The organism is Arthrobacter sp. LAPM80, from assembly GCF_046736435.1.
Lineage (GTDB): Bacteria > Actinomycetota > Actinomycetes > Actinomycetales > Micrococcaceae > Specibacter.
Map to the genome: position 1 here is coordinate 1 of NZ_JBCHVD010000018.1, position 25696 is coordinate 25696.

Genomic DNA, 25696 nt, shown 5'->3' on the forward strand with positions numbered 1-25696 from the left:
CGGTGGGGCGGGCCTTGAGCGCGTCACGGATTTCGGTCAGCAATTCAATCTGCGGATCAACCACAGGCTCGCCTGCCGGGATGCCCAGTTTGGCATCGCGACGGGCAATGATGTGGTTCATCGGAACCACCACCATGAAGTAAATGGCTGCAGCAACGATGACGAAGTTGACCAAGACGGTCAGGAACACACCGAACTTGATGTCCACGCCATTGATGGTGAGCAATGCGAAGCCATCGAAGTTGGGTGAACCAACTATGGCAGCGATGAGTGGCATCAGGATGTTCGTCACCAAGGAGTTAACAACCGCTCCAAAGGCAGCACCTATAACCACGGCGACGGCAAGGTCTACGACGTTGCCTTTCATAATGAAATCTCTGAATCCCTTTATCATGCCACCAAGCTACCGTACTCCCGGAGGTCCGGGAGGGTTTCAGGGAATATTTTGTGTAGCCCTATTTGTAACTAGGGGCAGGCGGTAGCCCTAAATAGCCCTCGTAGCTGTGAATGCCGCGGAGCTGCATGTCCTGTGCCACGGCAACACCGAGGTAGCGCAGGTGCCACGGTTCGGCCACATAGCCTGTCACGTCCTCTTCGCCGGGAATATACCTGACAACGAAGCCATATTCTGCCCCGTGCGTGTCCACCCACTGCGCGGCCGCCGTGCCCGCAAAACAGGTGGTGAAATCGCAGGCCGTGTCTGCGCCGGCGTCGCCAATGTCCAGGGCCAGCCCGGTCTGGTGTTCGGAGAATCCGGGACGGGCCGAGGTGGAGTCCGCGGCGTCGACACCCTTGCCGGCCACATAACCGTTGTACACGGACGCCTGGGTGTCGTACGAGCGGTAGCCGCTCTTGACCGTGATGTGCACGCCCCGTGCGGCGGCGGCAGCAAACATGCGTTCGGCCGCTGCACCTGCCTCGGCGCGCAGGAGTGCCGGTTCGGTGGAGCCGGAGAGCACGTTCGGGGTAACCAGATCGCTCGGCGCGTAGTTGGCCGGGGTGAGCGGATGGCGCTTGTTGACAAGTACCAGCGGGCTGTTGGGGGCCGTGACGTCAAGCACGAGAGCCTCCGCGGCGGCGAGCGGGGCGAACAGTAGCTGGATCGGTGACGCGGCGGCCGCGCCCGCCACCAGTGGTGCCGTGGTCTGCGGCGCGGTGGTCGACGTGGCGATCGGGGCGGGCGCAAGGCCGGGGACCGCCGTCGTACTTGCCTGGGAGGAAACGGCAGCGGGGGAGGAAGCCGCGCCGCTGGCGGGGGAGAGGGACACCGCCCCGCAGAAAACCAGCGCCGCGCCTGCCAGGGAGACGGCAATGCCGCCCGGGCGGGGCCAGGTGAGTTCGCGCTTCAGGCGGTCGGCCGGGGTCTGGCGCGGCCGCCTGGACTGGTGGAAGCCAACAACGGGCACTAGACCTTCCTTAGCAGCATGCGCCGGATGGAATGGTCGGCATCCTTGGTGAGCACCAGCTGGGCGCGGCCGCGCGTGGGCAAGACGTTTTGGAGCAGGTTGGGCTCGTTGATGCTCTTCCAGATGTGGGCGGCGGTGGCCGTGGCCTCGACGTCTGACAGGCCTGCATAGCGGCGGAAATATGAGTCGGGGTCGGCGAAGGAACTGCTGCGCAGTGACCGAAACCGCTCGATGTACCACTGCTCGATATGGCTGGTCTTGGCGTCGACGTAGATGGAGAAGTCGAAGAAGTCGCTGACGGCCAGGCCGGAGCGGCCGTCGCTGCGCGGGCGTGCCGCGGCCAGCACGTTCAGTCCCTCGACAATGAGGACCTCGGGGCGGCGGACAACGACCTCTTTACCGGGGACGATGTCATAGGTGAGGTGGTCGTACATGGGGGCGCGGACTTCCTCGGCGCCGCTCTTGACGGCACTGACAAATCTTAGGAGGGCCCGGCGGTCGTAGGACTCGGGGAATCCCTTGCGGCCCATGAGTCCGCGGCGTTCAAGCTCGGCGTTGGGATAGAGGAAGCCGTCGGTGGTGACAAGCTCAACATTGGGGGTGTCCGGCCAGCGGCGCAGCATCTCGCGCAGCACACGTGCGGTGGTGGACTTGCCCACGGCGACAGAGCCTGCGACGCCGATGACGAAGGGGGTTCGGGAGCCCCTCTCGCCCAAAAAAGTTGTGGTTGCGCTGTGCAGGTGCCCGGCGGCACCGACGTACAGGTTCAGGAGGCGCGAGAGCGGCAGGTACACGTCATGGATTTCACGCATGTTGAGCTGGTCACCTAGGCCTCGCAGGCGCTGGACGTCCTCTTCGTTGAGGGGTTGCTCAATTTTGTTGGCCAGGCGCGACCACGTCTGACGGTCCAACTCCACGAAGGGGGAGGCGCTGACGCTGCTGCCGGGCTCGGTTCTTTGCGCTGTCACAGGCTCAAGTCTGCCTTGTTTGCCGTTGGGTGGGAAACGCAGCGGTGTCACAGGAAGCGAGTGGATGACATTTTTTCGTCCGCACTGACGCGCGAAGACGTAGAACGTCCTGCAAATGATCTGGGGTTTATGATTGTTTTTCATGTGTGGAATTGTGGGATACGCCGGTACCGCCCCGGCTCAAGGAACAAGTTTGTCAGCCAATCATCGCGCCCTCGAGGTGATCGTTGAGGGACTTCGGCGGCTGGAGTACCGGGGCTACGACTCGGCCGGCATTGCGGTTGCGGGTGCCAACGGCATTGAAATGCGCAAGAAGAGCGGCAAGCTTGCCAAGCTCCTTGAAGAGCTGGAGCAGAACCCGCTGCCAGCGGCGTCAAGTGGCATCGGGCACACGCGCTGGGCAACGCATGGCGGCCCCACCGACGAAAACGCCCACCCGCACGTCGTTGACGGCGGCGCGTTGTCGGTGGTCCACAACGGCATCATTGAAAACTATTCAGTTCTCAAGGCCACCCTGCTCAAGCGGGGGCACAGCTTTGTTTCCCAGACGGACACCGAAGTGGCAGCGACCCTGCTCGGGGATACTTACCGCGAGCTTGTTCTCGCTGAACCCGGTGTGCCCTCCACTGGCCGACTCTCCCGGGCCATGGCGGCAGTGGCACGGCAGTTGGAAGGCGCTTTCACCCTCGTTGCCCTTCATGCCGACGAGCCGGGCGTTATTGTCGCCGCGCGCCGCAACTCTCCCCTGGTTGTTGGCCTGGGCGACGGCGAAAACTTCCTTGGCTCCGACGTCTCGGGCTTTATCGACTACACGCGCCGGGCCGTGGAGCTTGGCCAGGACCAGGTCGTGACCATCAGCGCCGAGAACGTGGAGATCACAGACTTCAACGGCGTTCCCGCCGAAGGCCGCGAATACAGGGTGGACTGGGATGCGGCCGCCGCAAAGAAGGACGGCTACCCGTCCTTCATGGAAAAGGAAATCAACGACCAGCCCGACGCCGTGGCCCAGACCCTGCTGGGCCGCACCGACGGTGAAGGCAACCTCACCCTCGATGAGCTTCGTGTTGACCCGTCCGTGCTAAAAACAATCAACCGGATCATTGTCCTTGCGTGTGGCACCTCCGCCTATGCGGGCCAGGTTGCCAGGTACGCCATTGAGCACTGGTGCAGGATCCCCACCGAGGTGGAGCTGTCCCACGAGTTCAGATACAGGGACCCCATTGTTGATGAGCGCACGCTCATTGTCTCCCTCTCCCAGTCGGGTGAGACCATGGACACCCTGATGGCCGTTCGCTACGCCCGCGAACAGGGTGCTAAGACGGTCGCCATCTGCAACACCAATGGCTCCACCATTCCGCGTGAGTCCGATGCCGTGCTGTACACCCACGCCGGGCCCGAGATTGCCGTGGCCTCCACCAAAGCGTTCCTGGCGCAGATTACTGCCGCCTACCTCCTGGGCCTTTATTTGGCACAGCTGCGCGGAAACTTGTTCCAGGGACAGATCAAGGACATTCTCGCCGAACTGGCGAAGGTGCCGGCGAAGATTGCCAGCGTACTCGCCAACGCCGACCAGATCAAAGACCTGGCCAGGAGCATGGCCGATACCCGCACCGTGCTGTTCCTGGGCCGCCACGTAGGCTACCCGGTGGCCATGGAAGGGGCCTTAAAGCTCAAGGAACTGGCCTACATCCACGCCGAAGGCTTTGCCGCAGGCGAACTCAAGCACGGGCCCATCGCCCTGATTGAAGAGGGCCAGGCTGTCATTGTGGTTGTTCCCTCCCCGCGTGGCCGGGATTCCCTGCACGCCAAGGTTGTTTCCAACATCCAGGAAGTCAGAGCCCGCGGGGCGATGACGATCGTGATTGCAGAAGAGGGCGACGAGTCCGTGCGGGAGCACGCGGAACACGTTTTCTACATCCCGGAAACCAGCACGCTCCTTGCGCCACTGCTGACAACTGTTCCCCTGCAGATCTTTGCCTTGGCACTGGCCACCGCGAAGGGGTTCGACGTCGACCAGCCGCGCAACCTGGCCAAGTCGGTCACCGTCGAGTAGCTCCTGCCCGGTTCTTGCACTAAACCGCAAACGGCGGCTTTTTTGCAGGGGTTCTCAGTCGTGGGAGCCGCTGGGGGATAGGCTGGGGGCATGATTATTGGGATTGGTGTGGACGTTGTTGACATTGAGCGGTTCGGGCGCCAACTGGAGCGGACTCCTGGCCTGCGTGACAGGCTCTTCGTTCCTGCCGAACGCGGCCTGAACACACAATCGCTGGCCGCCCGCTTCGCGGCCAAGGAATCCGTGGCGAAGGCCCTCGGAGCCCCGGCCGGCATGAACTGGCAGGACTGCTGGATCGGCCTTGACGAGCACGGGCCCACCATCAATGTAAAGGGCACCGTTGCGGCTGTGGCCAAGGCGAAGGGCATCAAGCACTGGCACCTGTCCATGAGCCACGACGCCGGCGTCGCCACGGCCATGGTGATAGCCGAAAGCTGACATGATCAGCGCCCACTCCGCCGCCGCTGTCCGCGCCGCAGAACAGCCCCTGCTGGATTCCGGTCTCGGCGGCGACCTCATGCGCACAGCCGCATACGGGCTCGCGATGGGAGTGGTCTTCGCCGTGCGGTCCCGCGGACGGGGCCTGTACGGGGCAAAAGTGACACTGCTTGTTAGCTCCGGCAACAATGGCGGCGACGCCTTGTATGCCGGCGCGTGGTTATCTTGCCGGGGTGCGGCCACGACGGCGCTGCTCACCGGCGATCGAACCCACCCCGATGCCCTCGCCGCTTTTGAGAAGGCCGGGGGACGGTGCGTCGCGCTGGGGGACGACGCCGGCCGTGGGGCCGGTGCGCTGGAGCGGATGGCAGCGGAAGCCGGCGCGTCCGACGTCGTTGTTGACGGACTGCTTGGCACGGGTGGCAGGGGCGGGCTGCGGGAGCCTGCCGCCTCGATTGTCGCCGCGTTGGAAGAACTCTCCGGGACCGGGCGGCCCGCGGTGGTTGCCTGCGACCTGCCCAGCGGGGTCGATGCAACCACCGGTGAGGTGCACCTGCCCGTGCTGCACGCAGATCTCACAGTCACCTTCGGTGCGTACAAGTCCGGGCTGCTAGCGGCCCCCGGCGGAGAGTATTGCGGTGCCGTGAGGCTTGTTGACCTTGGCATTGGTCAATTCCTTGGCACGGCTGACGTGCTCAGCCTTGAGCCAGCCGACTTGGCCGCGTTGCTGCCCTTGCCCGCCACAGCCGACCACAAATACACGCGTGGGGTGGCCGGAATTGTTGCCGGGTCCACCCAATATCCGGGTGCCGGATTGCTGGCCGCCGCCGCGGCGTCCGCCTGCGGGCCCGGGATGGTGCGGTACCTGGGGCCGGACCAGGTGGCGCAGACGCTGCACCTGCGCAACCCTGAAGTCGTGTGTTCGCAGGATTCCCCACAAGATGTCAGGGTCCAGGCGTGGCTTGTCGGGCCCGGCATCGACGGGGATCCCGCACAAATGCAACGCGCCGGGGAAGCCATTGTTGCCGGGCGTGCTTGGGGATCCAGTTCATGGATTCCCACAGTGGTTGATGCCGGGGCGCTGGCGCTGGTGAAACCGGTCAGGGACGCCGAGACCCCCAACGCCCATCTGGTCCTTACGCCGCACGCCGGCGAACTTGCCGCCCAGTTTGCGCGCTCGGGAGTGGAGCTTGAACGCCCGGCCATCGAGGCCTCCCCAGTGGCCGCCGCCCGACGCGCCGCTGCCTTGTTCGGGGCCGTTGTCCTGCTCAAGGGACCGGCCACCGTGGTGGCTGCGCCCGACGGAACGGTCTTCCTCCAGGCCAACGGCACGCCGCGGCTGGCGACGGCAGGAAGCGGGGACACCTTGGCCGGAATCCTTGTGGCGCTGCTGGCCATGGGCTGCGGAACCACGCCATCGCAGGTGGGCCTGGCCCGTACTGCCGCGCTCGCAGCCGCACTGCACGGGGAACTGGCACACGAGGAGCCGGGGCAACCATTGAACGCCGGCATGCTTGCGGCCCGTATTCCCACCGTCTGGGCGCGGCTGTCGGAGCAGGGCAGCTGACCCCGGACGCAGACACGGCAATTTCAGGCTCCATCATCAAGCAGGGAAAAACATGGAAATCTGGCCTGGCAGGGATCATCCATTAGGTGCCCGCCCAGACGGCGGCGGCACCAACTTTGCCCTGTTCAGCGACGGCGCACAGTCAGTGGAACTCTGCCTCTTTGACCATGCCGGGAACGAAACCCGCCTCCAACTCACCGAGGTTGACGGCTATGTGTGGCACGGTTACATTCCAGGGGTCGGGCAGGGGCAGCGGTACGGATACAGGGTTTCCGGGCCATGGGACCCTGCCAACGGGCTGCGCTTCAACTCCGCAAAACTGCTGCTTGACCCATACGCGAAGGCGATTGACGGCGTCGTCAACTGGGGACAGCCGGTCTTCGCCTACGAACTGGGGGAGCCGCTTGTCCGCAACGATGACGATTCCGCAGCCTACACGTACAGAAGCGTGGTTGTCGATGACAGCTTTGACTGGTCTGACGGGGAAGGGAACCTCGACAGGAAGCCGGACATCCCGTACCACCAGAGCGTCATATACGAGGCGCACGTCAAGGGTCTGACGGCGCTTCATTCTGCGGTGCCTGAACACCTGCGCGGCAGCTATGCGGCGGTGGCCCACCCCGCCGTCGTATCCCACCTGAAAAAACTTGGCGTCACGGCCGTGGAACTCATGCCCGTGCATCAATTTGTCCAGGACGAGCGGCTGTTGGGGCAGGGACTGAGAAATTATTGGGGCTACAACACGATCGGCTTCCTTGCCCCGCACAACGAGTACGCGGCAAGCAGCGACCCCTGCGAGCAGGTCCGTGAGTTCAAGGAAATGGTCAAGGAACTGCACAGCCACGGCCTGGAGGTGATCCTGGACGTGGTGTACAACCACACGGGTGAGGGAAACCACCTGGGCCCCACGTTGTCCTTCCGAGGCATCGACAACGACGCCTATTACCGGCTGGACGACGCCAACAAGGAGCACTACCTGGACTACACGGGCACGGGGAACTCCCTCAATGTCCGCCAACCCCACTCGCTGCAGCTCATCATGGATTCGCTGCGGTACTGGGTGCAGGAAATGCATGTTGACGGCTTTCGCTTCGACTTGGCGGCCACGCTCGCGCGAGAGTTTTACGACGTCGACAAGCTCTCCTCGTTCTTTGAAATGGTCCAGCAGGACCCCGTTGTCTCCCGGGTCAAGCTCATCGCGGAGCCGTGGGACCTGGGACCGGGCGGCTACCAGGTGGGCAACTTCCCTCCCCAATGGACCGAATGGAACGGCAAGTACCGCGACACCGTCAGGGACTTTTGGCGAGGTGAACCGTCCACGCTGGGTGAGTTCGCGTCGCGCCTGACGGGCTCATCGGACCTCTACGGCCACTCGGGTCGCCGTCCGGTGGCCTCCATCAACTTTGTCACGGCCCACGACGGCTTTACCCTGGCTGACCTTGTCAGCTGCAACGACAAGCACAACGAGGCCAACGGCGAGGACAACCGCGACGGCGAATCCCACAACCGGTCCTGGAACTACGGGGTGGAAGGCCCCACCGGCGACCCCCGGGTGCTTGAGCGGCGGGCCCGGGCACAACGGAACTTCCTCACCACCTTGCTGCTGTCCCAGGGCGTGCCCATGATGCTCCACGGCGACGAACTGGGCAGGACCCAAAAGGGAAACAACAATGCCTACGCCCAGGACTCGCCCCTGACCTGGATCGACTGGGCGGGAGCCGACACAGGGCTCATCAACTTTGTCTCCCGGCTGGGACGGCTGCGGGAAGCCCACCCGGTGTTCCGCCGTCGTCGGTTCTTTGACGGGCGCCCCGTGGAACACGGGGAAGACGGCGCACTGGCGGACATCGTGTGGCTGCGCCCCGACGCGGCGGCCATGACGGCGGCTGACTGGGACAGCGGATTTGGCCGCAGCATTGGCGTGTTCCTCAACGGCGGGGGAATTCCTGACTGCGACGCCCGGGGCAGGGAAGTGGTCGACGACTGCTTCCTGATGCTGTTCAACGGAGGCGGCGACGACGTGGACTTCACCCTGCCAAGTAACGAGTACGCATCCCGGTGGGTGGTTGAAATCCGCACCGACGGCGTATCTGCCACCGAGTTCGAAGCAGGCGCGATCGTGGCCGTCACCTCCGGCTCCGTGCTGGTGCTGCGCGCCCCGGACCGGAATTAGACACAGCTCACAACAATTGCGTGGCAAGATGGCAGGTATGACTTTTCACGCCGCGGAAAACCGCTACGAAACCATGCCCTACCGCCGAGTCGGCCGTAGCGGGCTGAAACTGCCCGCCATCTCGCTTGGCCTGTGGCACAATTTCGGTGACGACAAGCCGTTTGGTGTGCAGCGGGACATCCTGCGCCGCGCCTTCGACCTGGGCGTCAACCATTTTGACCTTGCCAACAACTACGGCCCGCTGGCCGGCAGCGCCGAGACGAACTTCGGCCGCCACCTGAAGGAAGATTTCGCGCCGTACCGTGACGAGCTCGTCATCTCCACCAAGGCCGGCTACGACATGTGGCCGGGTCCGTATGGCGAATGGGGCTCCCGCAAGTACCTGCTCGCCAGCCTGGACCAGTCGCTCTCGCGCATGGGCCTTGACTACGTGGACATCTTCTACAGCCACCGCCCGGATCCGGAGACCCCCATGGAGGAAACCGTGGGGGCCTTGGACCGCGCCGTCCGCTCCGGCAAGGCGCTGTACGCAGGCATCTCCTCCTACACCCCGGCGCAGACCCTTGAGGCTGCACGGATCCTGAAGGAAATGGGCACCCCGCTGCTCATCCACCAGCCCTCCTACTCCATGCTGAACCGCTGGACGGAAAACGGTGACCCCAACCTGTACGAAACCCTCGAATCAGTCGGTGCCGGATCCATCGCGTTCTCGCCGCTGGCCCAGGGCATGCTGACGGACCGCTACCTGAAGGGTGTGCCGGCCGATTCCCGCGCCGCCAAGGAGCACTTCCTGCACGAACATGACCTGACAGAGGAAAAGATGGCCCGCGTCCGCGGGCTCAACGACATTGCCGCAGGCCGCGGCCAGTCACTGGCTCAGATGGCCATCGCCTGGATCCTGCGCGAGCAGCCCAAGGGCACCCCCGTCACCTCGGCCCTCGTCGGGGCCTCCAGCGTGGCACAACTGGAAAACACCGTCGCCGCCATCAACAACCTTGGCTTCACGGAGGCCGAGCTGACGGCGATCGACGAGTTCGCCGTCGAATCCGACATCAACAGGTGGGCGCAAAAGTAGCAGCCACCCCGGCGGCATAGGCGCACGCGATGTGCCTGTGCCGCGCTACCGGTGGTAGAACTAAAGGAGACATTCCTGCCACGAGGGAACATATTCGGGGCAGGGGGTGTTGGCAATTATGGTTAGGGCGCCGTTGGGGCGTCAGGTCCGGTCGAAACAGCCGTGCGTCGTGCTTTTACGTCATGTGTAGAGGCGTGCGTCGACCCTTCACCGCAGTGTGAGGGCCGGACCCGTGTACGTTTTTTTATGAAGGAGTTCCGTGTCCAATCATCCTATCCGGGTTGCCATTGTCGGAGTAGGCAACTGTGCCTCATCGCTGGTGCAGGGCGTCGAGTATTACCGCGATGCTGACGCCAGCGTCAAGGTTCCGGGCCTGATGCACGTAGAGTTCGGCCAGTACCACGTCAATGACGTGCAGTTTGTTGCTGCCTTTGACGTTGACAGCAAGAAGGTGGGCCTGGACCTTTCCGAGGCTATTGGCGCCAGTGAGAACAACACCATCAAGCTGGCTGACGTTCCCAACCTAGACGTCCCCGTGCTTCGCGGCCCCACCCTGGACGGCCTTGGCAAGTACTACCGCGAGACCATCGTTGAATCCGACGCCGAGGCTGTCGACGTTGTTGCAACGCTTGCGGCCGCGAAGGTTGACGTCCTGGTCTGCTACCTGCCCGTGGGCTCGGAAGCCGCCGCAAAGTTCTACGCCCAGTGCGCCATCGACGCAGGCGTTGCCTTCGTCAACGCCCTGCCCGTCTTCATCGCAGGCACCAAGGAATGGGCCGACAAGTTCACCGCTGCCGGTGTGCCGATCGTGGGCGATGACATCAAGTCCCAGATCGGTGCAACCATCACGCACCGTGTCATGGCGAAGTTGTTCGAAGACCGCGGCGTGACCCTTGACCGCACTTACCAGCTCAACGTTGGTGGCAACATGGACTTCAAGAACATGCTCGAGCGTGATCGCCTTGAATCCAAGAAGATCTCCAAAACGCAGGCCGTCACCTCCAACACCTCAGCCGAGTTGAGTGCCGACGACGTTCACATCGGCCCGTCCGATTACGTGGCCTGGCTCGATGACCGCAAGTGGGCCTTCGTCCGCCTTGAAGGCCGCAACTTCGGTGACGCCCCCGTCTCCCTCGAGTACAAGCTAGAAGTATGGGATTCACCTAACTCGGCCGGTGTCATCATTGACGCCATCCGTGCTGCGAAGATCGCCCTTGACCGCGGCATCGGCGGCCCCATCCTGTCGGCTTCAAGCTACTTCATGAAGTCCCCGCCGGAGCAGTACGCTGACGATATCGCCCACGAAAAGGTTGAAGCCTTCATCCGCGGCGACATCTAACCTCCCCGGCTAAACGCTCGGTTACTTTCGGTTCGTTTCACGCGGACGCTCGGTTGGTTTCCGTTGCCGAATGCAGAACGCTTCCTCAACAATTGAGGGAGCGTTCTACATTTAACAGGTGGTTTCGCACGGGCTGACGTGGCTGATGCTATCTGCCCGAAGAAAAGCCGGAGGCGATGGCGGGATCGACCCACGCATCCCGGAGTGCCCTTTTGATGCGGCGGACTGCACCTTCAAAGCCGTCGGCCAGGTCGTCCTGGGTGAAGACCATGACGGTCCATCCGGCCGCCCTGAAGGCGTTGTCCCGACGCCTGTCGCTTTGCTGCTGCAACTCATCGAGGTGATGGGCGCCGTCGTACTGCAACGCGATGCGACGCAGTCGATAGCCGGCATCCGCCGATGGGCTGCCGGGGCGGTTCCACAAGGTGAGCTGCAAATCGGGCTCCGGCAGGCCGGCGTCGAGCATGGCAAGACGCAGCAGGGTTTCGGGGCCGGAGTCCGAGCCCACCCGCATGAGCCCGAGTGCCGCCCTGGCGCGGACGATGCCCTGAAGGTTCCCGTGGTGCCCCACCATGTCGCGGAGCGATACGAGTGTGGCGTACGGCGCAACGCGGCCCTCAAATTCGGGCCGCGGTACGCGGATGAGCTGGTCGCCGGCGCAGATAAGGTCATGCAGGGGCAGGGTGCGCGCCAGATCGAGCCAGGTGCGTGCCCTGGTGCTGATGCGCAGCTCCCCGTCCGTCTCAACTTCGCCCTCCCGAACAACAACTGTGTGCCCGGTGATGCCATTGCGCCGTGTCTCGGGCAGCTTTCTGGGTTTGCTCAGATGTAGTTCATTGGACGCTGACAACCACGGTGGCAGGATCAATCCATGTAGTCTGGCCGCCGTGGAATGCGAGATCCAGGCGCCGGGCGTCGCTGTGCACAAGACCCGTGCCGCATCCCGCAGCTCAAATTCCCACGATACCGGCCGGTAAAGCCCCTTGCTGATGCCTGCAATATCCCTGTTGCGCAGCCGTCCCGGCGTGACGCCCATGGCCTGGGCCTCCTTCAGCGTGAAGGGGACTGCGGGAAAAGGCGCTTCCTCTCGATTCTCCATGGAATCAGTGTGGCCCTAAAGTCGCGCCGCCCGCAGAAGTTATCCACAGCCAGCCCCTCACCTTCCGCCGAGGCAGGACAGCGGAACGACAAAAGGTGAGGGAGCGTCGAGCCAATGGCGACGAAAAGCAACCGAGCGTCGGGTCAATGACGACGGAAAGTAACCGAGCGTTGGGGTTAGGGGGCGAGCCAGAGGGTTGATTCGGCCTCGATGCTCGCCTCCCCTGTCCCGTTCTCACCGCCGGAGCGCAGGACCACCTTTGACAGGTCGACGCCGGACGGCAGCGCCGCGGCCACGGCACCAAAGTTGGTGAGCACCTCCCAGCCGTTGGGGCGGCGGTAGTGCACCACCTCGGCGCCGGGCGCACTCAACCATTCAAGGGACTCCTCCGACTGCAGCTCGCGGCGCAGCTTCAGCGCGGCCCTGTACATCTCAAGCGTTGAGCCGGCGTTGCCGTCCTGGGTGTCGGCAGCCAACCCGGCAAACCACTCGGGCTGGGGCAGCCACGGCGTGCCGCCGAAACCGAAGTTGGCGCTGTTTGCTGACCACGGCAGCGGCACCCTGCAGCCGTCCCGGCCCTTGATCTTCTTTCCCGTGCGGAACCAGGTGGGGTCCTGCAGAGAAGCATGCGGCAGGTCGGCAACCTCGAAGAGTCCCAGTTCCTCGCCCTGGTACAGGTAGGCCGAGCCGGGCAGACCCAGCATGAACAGCGTCGCGGCCCTGGCCCGGCGCAAACCGCGCTCAGGGTTGGCAATGGGAGTGGCGCCGTCGGCCATCAGCCACGCGTCAAGTCCTGCATGGGTTGTGTCATCAGGCAGGCTGTAGCGGGATGCGTGGCGGATGACGTCATGGTTGGAGAACACCCAGGTCGATGAAGCGCCGGAAGCCTCGGCCTCATCGAGGCACTTTTCGGCAATGGTGCGGAATTCGGTGGCATCGAAGTGCGCCTGCAGCAGGTCGAAGTTGAAGGCCTGGCCCAGCTCGGTGGGGCGCGCGTACTTCAGGCGCCGCTCGGTAAACGGAACCCATGCCTCGGCAACGGCGGCCTTGGGCGGGTCGTACTCGTTCAGGACCGAACGCCAGCCGGCGAAGATCTCATGCACGGCGTCGCGGTCAAACAAGGGGTCCGAGCCGTCGGAGACAAGGATTTCCAGCTTCGGCTTGGACCTCAGCGGCAACGACATGTCCTTGGCCAGGCCGTGCGCCACGTCAACGCGGAAGCCGTCAACGCCGCGGTCGGACCAGAAGCGCAGCGTGGTGTGGAAGTCCTCGCGGACCTCGGGGTGGTCCCAGTTGAAGTCAGGCTGCTCGGAGGCGAACAGGTGCAGGTACCACTGGCCGAGCTGTCCGGCGCGGGGCCCAGCGCTCTCAATGACACGGGTCCATGCGGGCCCGCCGAAGTGGGAGGGCCAGTCCGACGGCGGCAGCTCGCCGTCGTCCCCAAGCCCCTCAAGGAAGTGGTACCTGGCGCGCTCGGGGGAGCCCGGGGCGGAGGCAAGGGCGGCCTTAAACCACTCGTGCCGGTTGGATGAGTGGTTGGGGACCAGATCGACGATGACCCTGATGTTTTCGGCGTGCGCGGCGGCCATCATGGCGTCAAAGTCGTCAAGGGAGCCCAGCCGGGGATCGACGTTGCGGTAATCGTCCACGTCGTAACCGCCGTCGGCCAAGGCCGAGGGGTAGAACGGGCTGAGCCAGATCGCGTCGATGCCCAGCTCGGCGAGGTAGCCCATGCGTGCTGTGACGCCGGGGAGGTCGCCCATGCCGTCGCCGTTGGCGTCGGAGAAGCTGCGTGGGTAGATCTGGTAGACGGCGGCCTGGCGCCACCAAGCGGCGCCGGGGTGCACGGCGTCGGATTTCGTGGCGGGGGCGGAAGCGGGGGCAGTCATTATTGGGTGGATCCTCTCATAACGCCGGAGATGACCCAGCGCTGGGCGAACATGTAAACCAGAAGCAACGGTGCCATGGCCATGAGGTAGGAAGCAAAAGCGGGGGTGTGATCGGAGTTGAATTGACTTTGGAAGACGTAGTGGACCAGGGCCAGGGTGCGGGTTTTGAGATCGGGAAGATGACCTTCCAGCACGTGGTCCATGCCAAGCACCGCCGTCTCCTTCGTTATGGGCAACATGATGGTGGGGAACGACCTCGGACCTCGGCCGGGGTGCCTTCGGCCGGCTTTTCGATAAGTAGGCTCAGGGAAGCTCGGACTCCTTGGGTGCGAGGACGTACATTGACGGCAGCGACAGGACGACGATGACCACCAAGTGGATGACCAGGGCCACCGTCTGGTCGAAGGCCTGCAGCTGGCCCTTGAGGGCAAGAGCCACTAGATGCCCATTGCCTGGCTGGTGAGGGGCCTGGTGGTGCGGGCGGGGTCCTTTTCAAATTCGTGGTCCATGCCGGTGAGCAATCCTGCGTCGTTGCGGTCCGGGACGTGATGGTTGAAGTAGCCGATGATGCGGCCAGGGTTGAAGAAGCCCTGCATGCCAGCCAGTGCCACATCCACACCGGCCGCCCTGTTGGGGTGGAATATTTGCTCGGGGCTCAGGGGAAGTCCTTAGCTGGCCGTTTCAGCGGTGATCAAAACGGCTTGTTCCGGGAAGAGCACGGGGCACTGCAGGCCTATGGAGCCCAGCAGCCGTCCGGAAAGAATCGTTTCGGCCTGTGCCCAGTCGAGCGGGGATTGGCCATTGCCGACGTCGTCATTGAGCGGGTGCGTGAGCCGAACCCTGTACAGCGTTTCCGGGTCCAGCCCCGGCAGGGTGATGCGCCCCGAAGGGTAGGTGGTTGAGGCTGTTCGTTGTGTGAGGGAGTACACGGCGCGTGCGCCGTCCCGGGCCACGACGCCGCGCACGTCCAGGGCCGGATCCGGCTCCGCATGGACGCTGATGCCCGAGTGGAACAGGTCCCTGTGATCCTTGTGGAACGCCACCCATCCGGCCAGCTCGGCAGTTTGCTCGGCAGAGATACCGCTGATGTCCCATTCGATGCCAAAGTGGCCAAAAATTGCGGTGCGGGCCATGAAGCCCAGGCTGTGCTGGCGGCGGGTTGAGTGCGACTTCGGCCCGCCAATGTGGGCGCCCATGAGTTCGTAGGGGACAAGCAGCCCGGTGTTGGCCTGGTTGTCGAGGCGTTCGATCGGGTCGATGCAGTCGCTGGTCCAGATCCTGTCCGTGTAATCCAGGATGCCAAGGTCCACGCGGGCGCCGCCCGAGGCACAGTTTTCAATTTCAAGGTCGGGGTGGCGGGCCTTCAGCTCGGCCAGCAGCCGGTATAGGGCGAGTGTTGTTTCGCGCACCGATGCACGGCCGGTACGGGGATCGGTGGCGTCAAGCAAGTCCCGGTTGTGGTCCCACTTGATGTAGCTGATGGGGTATTCAGAGAGGATGGCGTCGATGCGACCCAGGAGGTAGTCAAAGCAGTCGGGGTTGGCGAGGTTCAGAACCTGTTGCTGCCGGGCCGAAACCGGCACGTGCCCCTCGGTGTGCAGGAGCCAGTCCGGGTGGTTGCGGGCAAGTTCGCTGTCGGGGTTGACCATTTCGGGTTCAAACCACAAGCCGAACTCCATGCCGAGGCCGTGGACGTGGTCAATGATCGGGTCCAACCCGTTGGGCCATACGGCGGCGTCCACAAACCAGTCGCCCAGGCCCGCGGTGTCGTCGCGGCGGCCAAGGAACCAGCCGTCGTCGAGGACGAAGCGCTCGACGCCGATGCTTGCGGCCTTCTCGGCCAGCTTCTTCAACGTGTCCAGGTCGTGGTTGAAGTACACGGCCTCCCAGGTGTTCAACGTGACGGGGCGGGGGCGGCGGGGGTGCCTCTCGCGTGCCCGCAGGTCCTCGTGGAACCGTGCTGAGAGCTGGTCCAGGCCGTTGCCCCAGGAGCCGAGTGCCCACGGGGTGGTGTGGGACTTCCCCGGTGTGAGGACAACTTCGCCGGGCAGGAGCAGCTCGCCCGCTGACAGGAAACTGTCGCTGGTGATGGTCTGCTCGGCCGTGAGGCGGTGGTTGCCGCTCCATGCCGTGTGCACGCCGTGGACCAGTCCGCTGCGGAAGCCGAAACTGTCGGATCCTGCCAGCATCAGCAGCGTGGCATCTGCCCCGGGGCGGCCGCGGCGGCTTTCACGCACATGTGCCCCGACGGTCAGGGGCCGGCGCTGCGCCGTGCGTTCCTTCAGGTGGCGGCCCGTGGCGTCCTGGACTGTGGTGGCCGACGCCGGCAGCGGGAAGAACGCCGTCAGCCGGTGCAGCTGGTAGTCGGTGCTGCCGATGTTGGTCAGGGTGTGGCGCTGCTTCAGCACGCCTGCACCCGTGAGGGCCAGTTCCGTGACGAGCCGGAGTTCACCCGTGGGGTCCTCCGCCGTGATCGTGAGGGAACCGGCGTCGGAAATTGCCTCGGTGGTGGACAGGGCGTTTGCCCACGAGCCGGCGGCCCTCTGGCCGATGAGTGCCGGGGAACCCTGCCAGCCGAAGACTTCCTGTGGCACAAGGCCCAGACGGGCGGGGGTGTCGATGCCGCCGGAGACGCGCTGGGGACGGGAAGCCGTGGCAAGGGACGCCAGTTCCACCTCGGACAACGTGCCCGTGGCAGGGCCCCAATGCAAGATGGTGGGCGTGCCGGCGGTTGTCAGGTCGACGATGACCGAGGTGCCCCCGCGGTGCAGCTGGACATGTGCGGGGATCGAAAGGGGTGCTGTGCTCATTGGATAGTTTTACCGCAAAAGTAATTATTGTGTCAAGGGTCACGCTGGTGGGCAATTTCGGCCAAAACAGCGAATGTCGGACTGGAATTATATTCATCCTGCAATAAACTGATCCTCATGAACACTGCCCGACCCCTTCCGGCACGGCACGCGGAGCAGCGCGAGAACTCCGCTGCGCTCGCGGACTCGGCCCTTGAGCTGGCCCGCCTGGTGCTTGTCCGTGGACCCCTCTCCCGCGGGGAACTGGCGAAGGAACTCAGGCTGAGCGTCGCGAGCCTGACCCGCCTGAGCAAGCCGCTGCTTGACTCAGGCCTGCTGGTTGAGGGGGAATTGCTTGCTGACGGTAGCGTGGGGCGTCCCGTACGGCTGCTGGACGTACGCAGCGACAGCGCCCGTTTTGTGGGTGTCAAGGTCGCCGGCGACCTGCTGCAGGCCGTGGTGACGGACCTGCGGGCAACCATCCTGGCCGAGGCCACCCTGCCCCTTGCCGGGACCGACGTCGAGACGGTGGTGGCTGGAATTGAACAGCTGACAGGGCAGCTGGGTGCCGAAACAGGTGCGGCAGTCACTGGTGTAGGTGTGTCCCTGGGCGGCCAGGTCCGCCCGGATGGCGTTGTCCATAGGGCGCCGTTCCTTGGCTGGAACGATGAGCCCCTGGGCGCGCTGCTGGCCGCACGGCTGGAACTGCCTGTTGTGGTCGACAACGACGTCACGGCGCTCGTGGCTGCCGAGCAGTGGTTTGGGGCCGGTCGGGAAGTGTCGGATTTCGCCGTCATCACCGTAGGGGCCGGGGTCGGCTACGGCCTGGCCATCAGGGACCACGTCATGCGCACTCCTGACACCGGCCTGGGCCTCGGCGGGCATTTGTCGCTGGACCCCAACGGGCCGCTGTGCATGGAGGGACACCGTGGCTGCTCCACCGCGATGCTGTCCATCCCCAGCATTTGCCAGCAGATTTCCTCCGCACTGGGCCGCCCCGTCGACTACGCGCAGGCGCTCGAGCTGGCAGCAGGGGGCAACCGTGCGGCGTCGGCCGTCCTTGAGGCGGCAGGGAAGGCGCTGGGCAAATTGATTGCAGCAGCGGCAAACCTGACGATGGTCAACACAGTTGTGCTGGGCGGTGAGGGCATTGGCCTGTTTGCAGCCGTCGAAGCCTCAGTCCTGGCCGCGCTGGCAGCGGACAGGGACCCCGAGGCGGGCCCCGTCACGCTGCGGGTGGCATCGGCCGACTTCACCGAATGGGCCCGCGGGGCAGCTGCCGTGGCCATCCAGGCCCTGGCGTTTGTGCTCTAGCTGCCGTCCTGCTCGGGAACTGCGACATTGTCCGGTGGAATGCCGGTAACAAATGCGCCCGCCTCCCGTTTATGCGCCCCGCAGACCGGGGGCATAGACGGGAGGCGGGCGCGAAAATGGTGGATCGCCTTTCCCGGGCCGATGTTCGGACCTCGGGTTAGCATGGCAGAAAAGCTAAGGAGGCGGTAGGAATGCAACAACAGTCAATCCGTTCAATCCATCCCATCGGGCCGGGTCGGTCAAGGATGGCCGGAACTCCGAAGCCGGCTCGCGGGTTGCGGCTGGCAATGGTGGTGCTGCTGGTCTCGGCCGCCGCCGTGCTGGCCGCTTGCGCGCAGGTGTCCCCACCGGGTGACGCCGGCGGAGAATCAGCCGCCACCCCACCGGCCACCGGTGCCATCGACCTTTCGATCACGCTCACTGAATCACCCGGGGCCGCGCCGCACCAGTTCCGGCTCGTGGCCGACGGCCCGACACCGTCCCCTGTTTCCACGCTGCCTGACCCCGCAGCCGCCCTGGCCGCCGTGGAACTCCATGGCGAAAAGATGTTCTTCCCCGTCCCAGACCCCGCGCGCGCCTGCACTCAGCAATATGGCGGCCCGGAGGTTGCTGTGGTCACCGGCTCGTTCAAGGGCAGGGAAGTGAAGGCAACCTTCAAGCGCACAGACGGCTGCGAGATCGCCAGCTGGCAGGCGCTTGCCCCGCTGTTCGGTGCGCTCGGTGGCGGCACCGGCGCCATCTAACCCACGGGCCCAAACCATGAACGTAAACCCTGGTGCATAACGCACGACGGCGGCCATCCAGACTTGCTGGATGGCCGCCGTCGTGCGTTGAGAGGGGTGGGTCGGAGCCCTGCGTTATCTCAAAAGGTCGCCGGGCGCCTGGTCGGAGGGGAACGCCGACCTGTTATCTTTCCCCTTCTTTGGCTTGTCCTTGCCATGGCCCTCGCCGGGCAGCACGGCCGTGCCGTTGGGGGAGATGATGACGGAGACAAACGTCTCGGTGCCGGTGCCGCCGAAGGAAACCCGGCCCAGGTAGGAGCCCGGCGCCAACCCGGTCCACCCCAGTGTCACGGTGCCCGACTTGCCGTTGGCCAGCTTGAGCGGGTTGGGGGTCACCGAGGCATTTCCGACGTTCGAGCCCAGCACGGCAGCGTCAACGCTGGCCTTGACGGCCGCCCCGCCGGGGCTTGAGTACAGGTTGGCCAGCACGGTGTACGTGCCCGGTGCCGGGTTGGACAGCGAAAGTGTCTCGCTGGAGGAAGGCGTCCTGACGTCGCTGTACTGACCCTGAGGGTTGAACACGATCATGTCGTAGTCGGCGGCGGGATCCGAGGAGATCACCTGGAACTTGGCCAGTTTGGTCCCCGCCGGTACCGTCACCTCCTTGAGGAAGTTGGACTTGTTCGAACCCACAACCAGCGGTCCGGGAACCAGCTCAATGGCGCTTGAATCCGCCTTGGACAGGCCGTCAAGAGTCATTGTCACCGGAGTTCCCGTGCCCGAAACCACCGGGATCTTGCCGCTGTCAGTCGACTTGGTTGAGCTGAATGAAACCTCCGGTGCGACAAGCACAGGCAGTGGCCGCACGGCGACCGGAGACGTCACCGTGGTGCCGGCACCCTCCCAGGCCAAGCTGCCCATGGCAAACTTGCCCAGGGTGGCCGAGACATTTTCAAAGGTGACCTTAAAAGTGCGCTGATCGCCGGCTGCGGGGAAGTTCAACACCGACGGTGTGACCCGGACGTTGACGCCGGGGACGTTCGCCACGGCCCGGTAAAGCCCCGGCTTGAGGGCCGTGACGGTCCGGGTGACAGTGACCTTGCCGGCCAGGCCGCCTACCGCGAAGGAGGCAACGTTCATGTCCCGCGGAGCCGTGCTGCCCAGGCCCGGGATGCCAAGATCCAGGCCCGTGCCTTGAATAAACTTCAGGTATTCGGTGTCACCGGCGTCGTAAACAAGTCCCGGCGAGAGGGCCGTGGCCACCGCCGTTTGGCCTGCACCCGTTGCGAAGAGGTCGGTGTTCTTGCTGCCGTCCGCGTTCACCACCTTGGTGGCCGTTGTCATCATGGATGACTTCACCGCGGCAGGGGACCAGGTGGGGTTCCTGGCCATCAGGAGTGCGGCAAAGCCGGCTACATGCGGGGACGCCATGGACGTTCCTGACATCATGCCGAACTGGTCGCCACCGGATGCAATCGGGGAAACCCCTGCCAGCACGGCAACCCCTGGTGCGGCGACGTCGGGCTTGAGCAGGTCCGAGCCCGCGGCGGCCAACGGTCCGCGTGAGGAGAACCCGGCAACCTGCGGCTGCGGGTCCACGGGCAGACCCGTGGTGTCCTTGTTCACCAGGGCGACAAGGATGTCCGGGTTGGCCGTCACCTTGTCCTTGATGAGCTGGGTTGCCGGCGGGTTCACGTGGACAGTGGGCACAGCATGCAGGTCAACGTCCTCGGAGGAGGGCGTGAGATTGGCGAGGATCATCCCCACGCCGCCTGCACGCTTGACCTCGTCGCTCTTGGCGGTGCGGGCGAACACGCCCCTGTCACACACCACAACCTTTCCCGCAACCTTGGTGGCGTCCAAAGCGTTTGGCCCGCAGAGTGCGGGCGTGGCCGCGCCGGCCGCAGCAGCCGTGGCCGCAAGGACCACATGACGCGGTGGCAGGGATTGGCTCATCATGCTGGCTCCGCGGAACTTGGTGCCGTCGGAGAATTCCGCAGTGCCCTGCAGCTCGGAGGAGAACGACGTGGCGGCGACAGTTGTCACCCACGGGGCGCCGTGGTTGACGGTGCCTGCCGTGGGTCCGGAGTTGCCGGCGGAGGCGGCAACAAAGATCCCGGCCGAGGTCGCGGACAGGAACGCCAGCGATACGGGGTCCGTGGTGGTGTCGGTGCTGCCGGAGATGGAATAGTTCAGCACGTCGACGCCGTCAAGGATGGCCTGGTTGATGGCCGCAACAGCCGCGGACGAATAGCAGCCGCCCGTGGCAGGATCGTCGTCTTCCCAACAAATCTTGTACACGGAGAGCTTCGCAGCCGGGGCCACGCCGCCAGTGATACCCATGTCCCGACCCCCGATGGAAGCCCGGATGTTGGCGTTGCCGGCGGCCGTGCTGCCAGTGTGCGTGCCGTGGCTGGCCACATCAACGGGGGAGAGCACCTCCTGGGGCGCTCGGTGTTCAGGGGCCACATACTTGACGAAGTCGTCGGCAAAGTAGTGCGCGCTGAGCACCTTGGAGTTGCAGGCCGTGCCGTCAAAATCGGCTCCCGTCTCCACGCCCTGCTGGCATTCGCCGGAGAAGGTGTCCCCGTTGGCTTTCAGCATGGCGATCTTGCCGTCACCCGTGCGATAGGGCACGCCAACCTGTGGCTCACCCTTTAGCGGCTTGACCTTTTCGCCGGCGAAGAACGGGCTCGACGGCGTGTATCCGGTGTCGATGATGCCCACCACCACGCCCTTGCCCGCATTGGCCTGTCCGCCGAAAGCCTTGTTCCAGCTGCCGTTGGGGCCGCTAAGGCCCAGGAAATCGGTGCTCGAGTAGTCGGGGGCGTTCTCCGTGTCAGGGGCGACCATCAGGACGCCGGGGTCCTTGGCCAGGGCCAGGGCCTGACCGGCCGAGAGGTCAGCGGAGAAGCCGTTGAGGGCGGCCGTGAACGTGCGCTTGACCTTGACGTTTTCCGTCTTTGCAACGCTGGCCTGCCTGTTCTCCAGATGGGCCTTGTACTTCTTTACCTCGGGCCGGGTGGCATCAAGCTTTTGACCGGCCTGCGGCCTGGTGCGTGCCAGTCCGGCCGTGCCGCCGTCGTACATGGCAATGGGCTGCTCGGCCAGGACCACAATGTAACGTCCCGCCTGGTAGAGCAGTGGATCGATGTTCGCTTGGGCGAGGGTTGTTGTTGCTTGGCCGCCCGAGTTGGCCGAGGCCGGCAATGCCCCCACTGAGACCAGGAGCAGGGGCAGGCCCGCGCACACTGCCACGGCCTTCCGCATTCCAGGGCTTCGAAAGAGAGTTCTTCCCATTCGTTTCATGGTGCTGTGAACCTTTCAACAGGATCCCCACCGGGCGTCATTGCCAGACGGGTGCAACAGGCGCGGCGGCATGGAACCCGAGGGATGAAAGGGCGCCCAAACAGCCGGCGCAGCCACCCGAGGAACGCTACCGAGAGGCGCGCGGAATGTGAGCTGTGACACTCGGAAAAATCGGGTATTGCCCAAAAAGTCAGCAACACCACGGCGACGTGCGTCTGACGGTTGGCCGGAAGGCCAGGGGTCAGCAGCCCGGAGGGGTGACGTACTGGTACGTCAGGGCAAGGTCGTAGCTTTGGACTGTCTGGGCCGCCGTTTTCTCCCAGCCGAAGGACTCCGCAAAGACAGATGCGGCACGGCCCATGTCAGCCCGCGTCGCGGCGAAGTCGTGCAGGGATGCGATGGCCTCGGCCCACAGCCTGGGCGAGCGGCCCTCGACAAGCAGCCCCGTGCGTCCGTCACTGACAGCCCGCGGCAGGCCGCCGACGTTCGTGGCGATGACAGGTGTGCCGCAAGCCTGGGCCTCAAGTGCGACAAGCCCGAAGGACTCGCTGGAGGAGGGGACGGCGACCACGTCGGCGCTGCGGTACCAATCGGCAAGTTCCCCGGCCTGCACTGGAGGGTGGACGGCGGCTACGGCCGAGAGGCCGGCGTCGTCGATCATGGCGGCAAGGTCATATTTGTCGTTGCCGCTGCGCGCGCCAAGGAAGGAGAACTGCAGGTCGATATCGGGACGCTCGGCGCGCAGGATGGCCGCGGCCTTGACCAGGACGTGCGGGCCCTTCAGGCGCTGCAGGCGGCCGGCGAAGACCACGTGGAAAACCCCGGACGCAATGCCAAGTTCCTGCCGTGAGCGGTCCCTGAACGCCGGCTTGAAAATCTTCAGGTCGACGCCGGGGGAGACCACGTCGATGCGCTGCTCGCAACCGTCGTAGTGGCGCTCGAGCTCGGCAGCCTCGGCCGTGGTGTTCGCGATCAGGCGCGTTGCCGCCGCCACGATGTGCTGCTCGCCATCCTCACGGATGCCGGGTTCGGCCGTCTGGTCGGCGGGCAGGTTGTGGTTCTTGACCCGGGCCATGGTGTGCATGGTGTGCACGAGCGGCAGGTCGAGGCGCTTGGCCACCAAAATCCCTGCCATGCCCGACACCCAATAGTGCGAGTGGATAACCCTCGCCGGCTCCCCTGGGAGGGAGGCAACATGGTCGGCGACGGCGTCGGCCATCTCAGTGATGAGCTCAGGCAGAGCTTCCTTGGACACCTTGGCGAAGGGCCCGGCAGAGACGTGGTGGACATTCACGTGGGGTGCCAACTCGACGGTGTCCGGCTGCCCGGCGTCGGCGCGGCGGGTGTAAATGTCAACGGCAACACCCGTGGCAGCCAATTCAAGTGCCAGGTGCCTGACATAAACGTTCATGCCGCCGGCGTCGCCGCCACCGGGCTGTTCCAGCGGGGACGTGTGGAGGGAGAGCATGGCGACCCGCCTGACCTGGTGCACAGCTTCCTCCTGACGGGGCGTGGTTGCTGCAGTTGATCGCTGCAGGCATGGTTGAACGCGGCAGCCGGCACGGGCTGCGGATAAAAATACTGTACTAATCTTCCCACTGCCGGTGGCGTCGTCCTAGCCCGGACGGAGGTGGGCGGCAAACGGTGCCGCGCTGGCCGCCGTCGGGCGTGGAAACGGGCCGCCGTCGAAAAGGGCCTAAAATGGGTGGGTGAGCCCATCTGTTGTGCCAGTTCCAGCGCCGAGTCACGGCCTTGAACGGCAAGCCATCATTGACCTGTCCGCGATCGCCAACAATATCCGCCGCCTGCGTGAGATCTGTGCACCGGCCCAATTCATGGCCGTGGTGAAGGCCGACGCCTACGGGCACGGCATGTTCCAGGTGGCCCGCACCGCGCTTGAAGCAGGGGCGCAGTGGCTGGGAACGGCCCACGTATCCGAGGCCCTGGCCCTGCGCGCGGCAGGCATCGACGCGCCTGTGCTGTCGTGGCTGCACACGCCCGAAACCGACTTCATGGCCGCCGTCGAACAGGACATCGACCTCGGCTGCTCGGGGTGGGAACTTGGGCACATCGTTGCCGCTGCGCGTGAAGTGCAGCGCCCCGCCCGGATCCATTTGAAGATTGACACCGGACTTGGCCGCAACGGCTGCTCCCGCCAGGACTGGCAGGCGCTCGTCGCCGCGGCCATGGTGTACGAGTCGCAGGGCCTGCTGCGTGTGGTCGGGATTTTCAGCCACCTGGCCGTTGCCGATGAACCCAGCCGCCCCGAAACCGATGAGCAGCTCGAACGCTTCCGCGAGGCAATTGCCGTGGCCGAGGCGGCGGGCGTGCAGCCAGACGTGCGCCACATCGCCAACACCCCGGCCACCCTGTCGCGCCCCGACGCGCACTTTGACATGGTCCGGGTGGGTCTTGGCATGTACGGGATGTCACCCTTTGCGGACCAGACGTCCGCGGATCTGGGCCTTGTCCCGGCCATGACCGTGCAGACCCTGATCGCCCTGTGCAAGGACGTTCCGTCCGGCCAGGGCGTCTCCTACGGGTCGAACTACAAGACCACGCAGGCCACCACCCTCGGCCTTGTGCCGTTGGGCTATGCCGACGGGATTCCGCGCATCGCCACGGGCGGTCCTGTCCGCGTCAACGGCGTCACCTACCCCGTGGTGGGGCGCATCGCCATGGACCAGATGGTCATAGACCTGGGACCGGCCGGCCGCGACGGCTTTGCCGATGCCGAGGTTCCCGGTTCCGCGCTGGGTGCCACGGCCGTGCTCTTTGGTAACGGGGCCGACGGCGGACCCCTGGTCGAGCAGTGGGCGGCGGCTGCCGGAACCATCAACTATGAAATCGTGACCCGCATCAGCCAGCGGGTGCCGCGCAGCTACGTGGGTGGCGCGGGCGACGGCGCTGCCGACGGGACGGGCGCTGCTGCCGGTGGTGGGCTGTGACGGCCTGGGAGTTTGCCACCAGCACCGCGACCCAAACCCAGCAGCTGGCCGAAAACCTCGCCCGGCTGTTGCGGGCCGGGGACCTGGTCATTCTCAGTGGGGAACTCGGCGCGGGAAAAACCACCTTCACGCAGGGCCTGGGCCGCAGCCTTGGCGTGCGCGAAGGCATCATTTCCCCCACCTTTGTCCTGGTGCGCATCCACCCGAACCTGGCAGATGGCCACAATCCAGGCGGCCCGGACCTTGTCCACGTTGACGCGTATCGCCTGGCCACCCCCGGCGAGATTGATGACATCGACCTTGAAAACACCATGGACACCTCGGTGACTGTCGTGGAGTGGGGCGTAGATCGGGTCGAGCATCTCGCCGCCAGCCGGCTTGACATTGAACTCGTGCGTGCCGTGGGCGGCGCTCTGCCTGCCCCCGGCGATGAAACCTTGGGGCAAACCGAGGACGCGGACGACGGGAGCATGGACTTCGCCGACACGTTTGATGCTGATGAGGACGACGACGAACCCCGCACCCTGCGCTTGAATGCCGTCGGACCGCGCTGGGACGGCATTGACTTTTCGGTGCTCGGCCAGCTTGTGAACACAACAGAATAGGC

21 protein-coding genes are annotated in these 25696 nt (G+C 64.9%); 10 read left to right on the forward strand and 11 right to left on the reverse strand.

Annotated elements, in window-relative coordinates; translation table 11 throughout:
- The 3 genes from mscL to coaA form a co-directional block, all read right to left on the reverse strand.
- The coding region (gene mscL / locus AAGW05_RS15220) for a large conductance mechanosensitive channel protein MscL (protein WP_411805403.1) at nucleotides 1-394 on the reverse strand (394 nt) is incomplete at its 3' end.
- 61 nt (nucleotides 395-455) lie between these two features.
- The gene (locus tag AAGW05_RS15225) at nucleotides 456-1406 is read right to left on the reverse strand and encodes a D-alanyl-D-alanine carboxypeptidase family protein (RefSeq protein ID WP_411805404.1); all 951 of its coding nucleotides are present in this window, start codon (nucleotides 1404-1406) and stop codon (nucleotides 456-458) included.
- Entirely contained in the window at nucleotides 1406-2374 is a 969-nt protein-coding gene (gene coaA, locus AAGW05_RS15230; RefSeq protein WP_411805405.1) for a type I pantothenate kinase, read from the reverse strand. The genes AAGW05_RS15225 and coaA overlap by 1 nt, the downstream gene beginning before the upstream one ends.
- Nucleotides 2375-2516: 142 nt before the next feature.
- Between coaA and glmS the strand changes: the two genes are divergently transcribed.
- The 6 genes from glmS (at nucleotide 2517) to AAGW05_RS15260 (ending at nucleotide 11019) form a co-directional block, all read left to right on the forward strand.
- Nucleotides 2517-4427: a glutamine--fructose-6-phosphate transaminase (isomerizing) gene (glmS, locus tag AAGW05_RS15235; protein ID WP_411805406.1), complete on the forward strand. Its 1911-nt coding sequence runs from the start codon at nucleotides 2517-2519 to the stop codon at nucleotides 4425-4427.
- A 90-nt stretch (nucleotides 4428-4517) separates the two neighbouring features.
- On the forward strand, nucleotides 4518-4865 hold the full coding sequence (locus AAGW05_RS15240) for a holo-ACP synthase (RefSeq protein WP_411805407.1): 348 nt from the start codon (nucleotides 4518-4520) through the stop codon (nucleotides 4863-4865).
- A gap of 1 nt (nucleotide 4866) precedes the next feature.
- Nucleotides 4867-6432: an NAD(P)H-hydrate dehydratase gene (locus AAGW05_RS15245; RefSeq protein WP_411805408.1), complete on the forward strand. Its 1566-nt coding sequence runs from the start codon at nucleotides 4867-4869 to the stop codon at nucleotides 6430-6432.
- A 52-nt stretch (nucleotides 6433-6484) separates the two neighbouring features.
- Entirely contained in the window at nucleotides 6485-8605 is a 2121-nt protein-coding gene (glgX, locus tag AAGW05_RS15250; RefSeq protein WP_411805409.1) for a glycogen debranching protein GlgX, read from the forward strand.
- A gap of 37 nt (nucleotides 8606-8642) precedes the next feature.
- Nucleotides 8643-9680, forward strand: a complete 1038-nt coding sequence (gene mgrA / locus AAGW05_RS15255) for an L-glyceraldehyde 3-phosphate reductase (RefSeq protein WP_411805410.1) — start codon at nucleotides 8643-8645, stop codon at nucleotides 9678-9680.
- Between the two features lie 259 nt (nucleotides 9681-9939).
- On the forward strand, nucleotides 9940-11019 hold the full coding sequence (locus AAGW05_RS15260; RefSeq protein WP_411805411.1) for an inositol-3-phosphate synthase: 1080 nt from the start codon (nucleotides 9940-9942) through the stop codon (nucleotides 11017-11019).
- A 148-nt stretch (nucleotides 11020-11167) separates the two neighbouring features.
- On the opposite strand, the gene AAGW05_RS15265 is transcribed toward AAGW05_RS15260, so the two are convergent.
- From AAGW05_RS15265 to AAGW05_RS15290, 6 genes are all read right to left on the reverse strand, one after another.
- Nucleotides 11168-12118 (reverse strand): DUF559 domain-containing protein, encoded by a 951-nt coding sequence (locus AAGW05_RS15265; RefSeq protein WP_411805412.1) that lies wholly within the window; start codon nucleotides 12116-12118, stop codon nucleotides 11168-11170.
- A gap of 176 nt (nucleotides 12119-12294) precedes the next feature.
- Nucleotides 12295-14007 (reverse strand): glycoside hydrolase family 13 protein, encoded by a 1713-nt coding sequence (locus AAGW05_RS15270; protein WP_411805413.1) that lies wholly within the window; start codon nucleotides 14005-14007, stop codon nucleotides 12295-12297.
- Complete coding sequence (locus AAGW05_RS15275) at nucleotides 14007-14246, reverse strand: hypothetical protein (protein WP_411805414.1); 240 nt, start codon at nucleotides 14244-14246, stop codon at nucleotides 14007-14009. The genes AAGW05_RS15270 and AAGW05_RS15275 overlap by 1 nt, the downstream gene beginning before the upstream one ends.
- Before the next feature lie 64 nt (nucleotides 14247-14310).
- On the reverse strand, nucleotides 14311-14445 hold the full coding sequence (locus tag AAGW05_RS15280) for a hypothetical protein (RefSeq protein WP_411805415.1): 135 nt from the start codon (nucleotides 14443-14445) through the stop codon (nucleotides 14311-14313).
- Nucleotides 14445-14624, reverse strand: coding sequence for a hypothetical protein (locus tag AAGW05_RS15285; protein ID WP_411805416.1), 180 nt, complete (start codon nucleotides 14622-14624; stop codon nucleotides 14445-14447). The genes AAGW05_RS15280 and AAGW05_RS15285 overlap by 1 nt, the downstream gene beginning before the upstream one ends.
- A 51-nt stretch (nucleotides 14625-14675) precedes the next feature.
- Nucleotides 14676-16817, reverse strand: coding sequence for an alpha-galactosidase (locus tag AAGW05_RS15290; protein WP_411805417.1), 2142 nt, complete (start codon nucleotides 16815-16817; stop codon nucleotides 14676-14678).
- A gap of 117 nt (nucleotides 16818-16934) precedes the next feature.
- Here AAGW05_RS15290 and AAGW05_RS15295 point away from each other — a divergent pair, with 117 nt between their 5' ends.
- Nucleotides 16935-18110 (forward strand): ROK family protein, encoded by a 1176-nt coding sequence (locus AAGW05_RS15295; protein ID WP_411805418.1) that lies wholly within the window; start codon nucleotides 16935-16937, stop codon nucleotides 18108-18110.
- A gap of 191 nt (nucleotides 18111-18301) precedes the next feature.
- Nucleotides 18302-18853 (forward strand): hypothetical protein, encoded by a 552-nt coding sequence (locus tag AAGW05_RS15300; RefSeq protein WP_411805419.1) that lies wholly within the window; start codon nucleotides 18302-18304, stop codon nucleotides 18851-18853.
- A 114-nt stretch (nucleotides 18854-18967) separates the two neighbouring features.
- On the opposite strand, the gene AAGW05_RS15305 is transcribed toward AAGW05_RS15300, so the two are convergent.
- Nucleotides 18968-22141 carry a S8 family serine peptidase gene (locus AAGW05_RS15305; RefSeq protein WP_411805420.1) on the reverse strand — a complete coding sequence of 1058 codons (3174 nt, stop codon included), beginning with the start codon at nucleotides 22139-22141 and terminating at the stop codon, nucleotides 18968-18970.
- A gap of 241 nt (nucleotides 22142-22382) precedes the next feature.
- The gene (gene mshA, locus AAGW05_RS15310) at nucleotides 22383-23633 is read right to left on the reverse strand and encodes a D-inositol-3-phosphate glycosyltransferase (RefSeq protein ID WP_411805421.1); all 1251 of its coding nucleotides are present in this window, start codon (nucleotides 23631-23633) and stop codon (nucleotides 22383-22385) included.
- Between the two features lie 217 nt (nucleotides 23634-23850).
- On the opposite strand from mshA, the gene alr reads away from it, so the two are divergent.
- Together alr and tsaE are read left to right on the forward strand one after the other, a co-directional pair.
- Nucleotides 23851-25089 (forward strand): alanine racemase, encoded by a 1239-nt coding sequence (gene alr / locus AAGW05_RS15315; protein WP_411805422.1) that lies wholly within the window; start codon nucleotides 23851-23853, stop codon nucleotides 25087-25089.
- Nucleotides 25086-25694: a tRNA (adenosine(37)-N6)-threonylcarbamoyltransferase complex ATPase subunit type 1 TsaE gene (tsaE, locus tag AAGW05_RS15320; protein WP_411805423.1), complete on the forward strand. Its 609-nt coding sequence runs from the start codon at nucleotides 25086-25088 to the stop codon at nucleotides 25692-25694. Before alr ends, tsaE begins: the two co-directional genes overlap by 4 nt.
- Nucleotides 25695-25696: the final 2 nt, after the last annotated feature.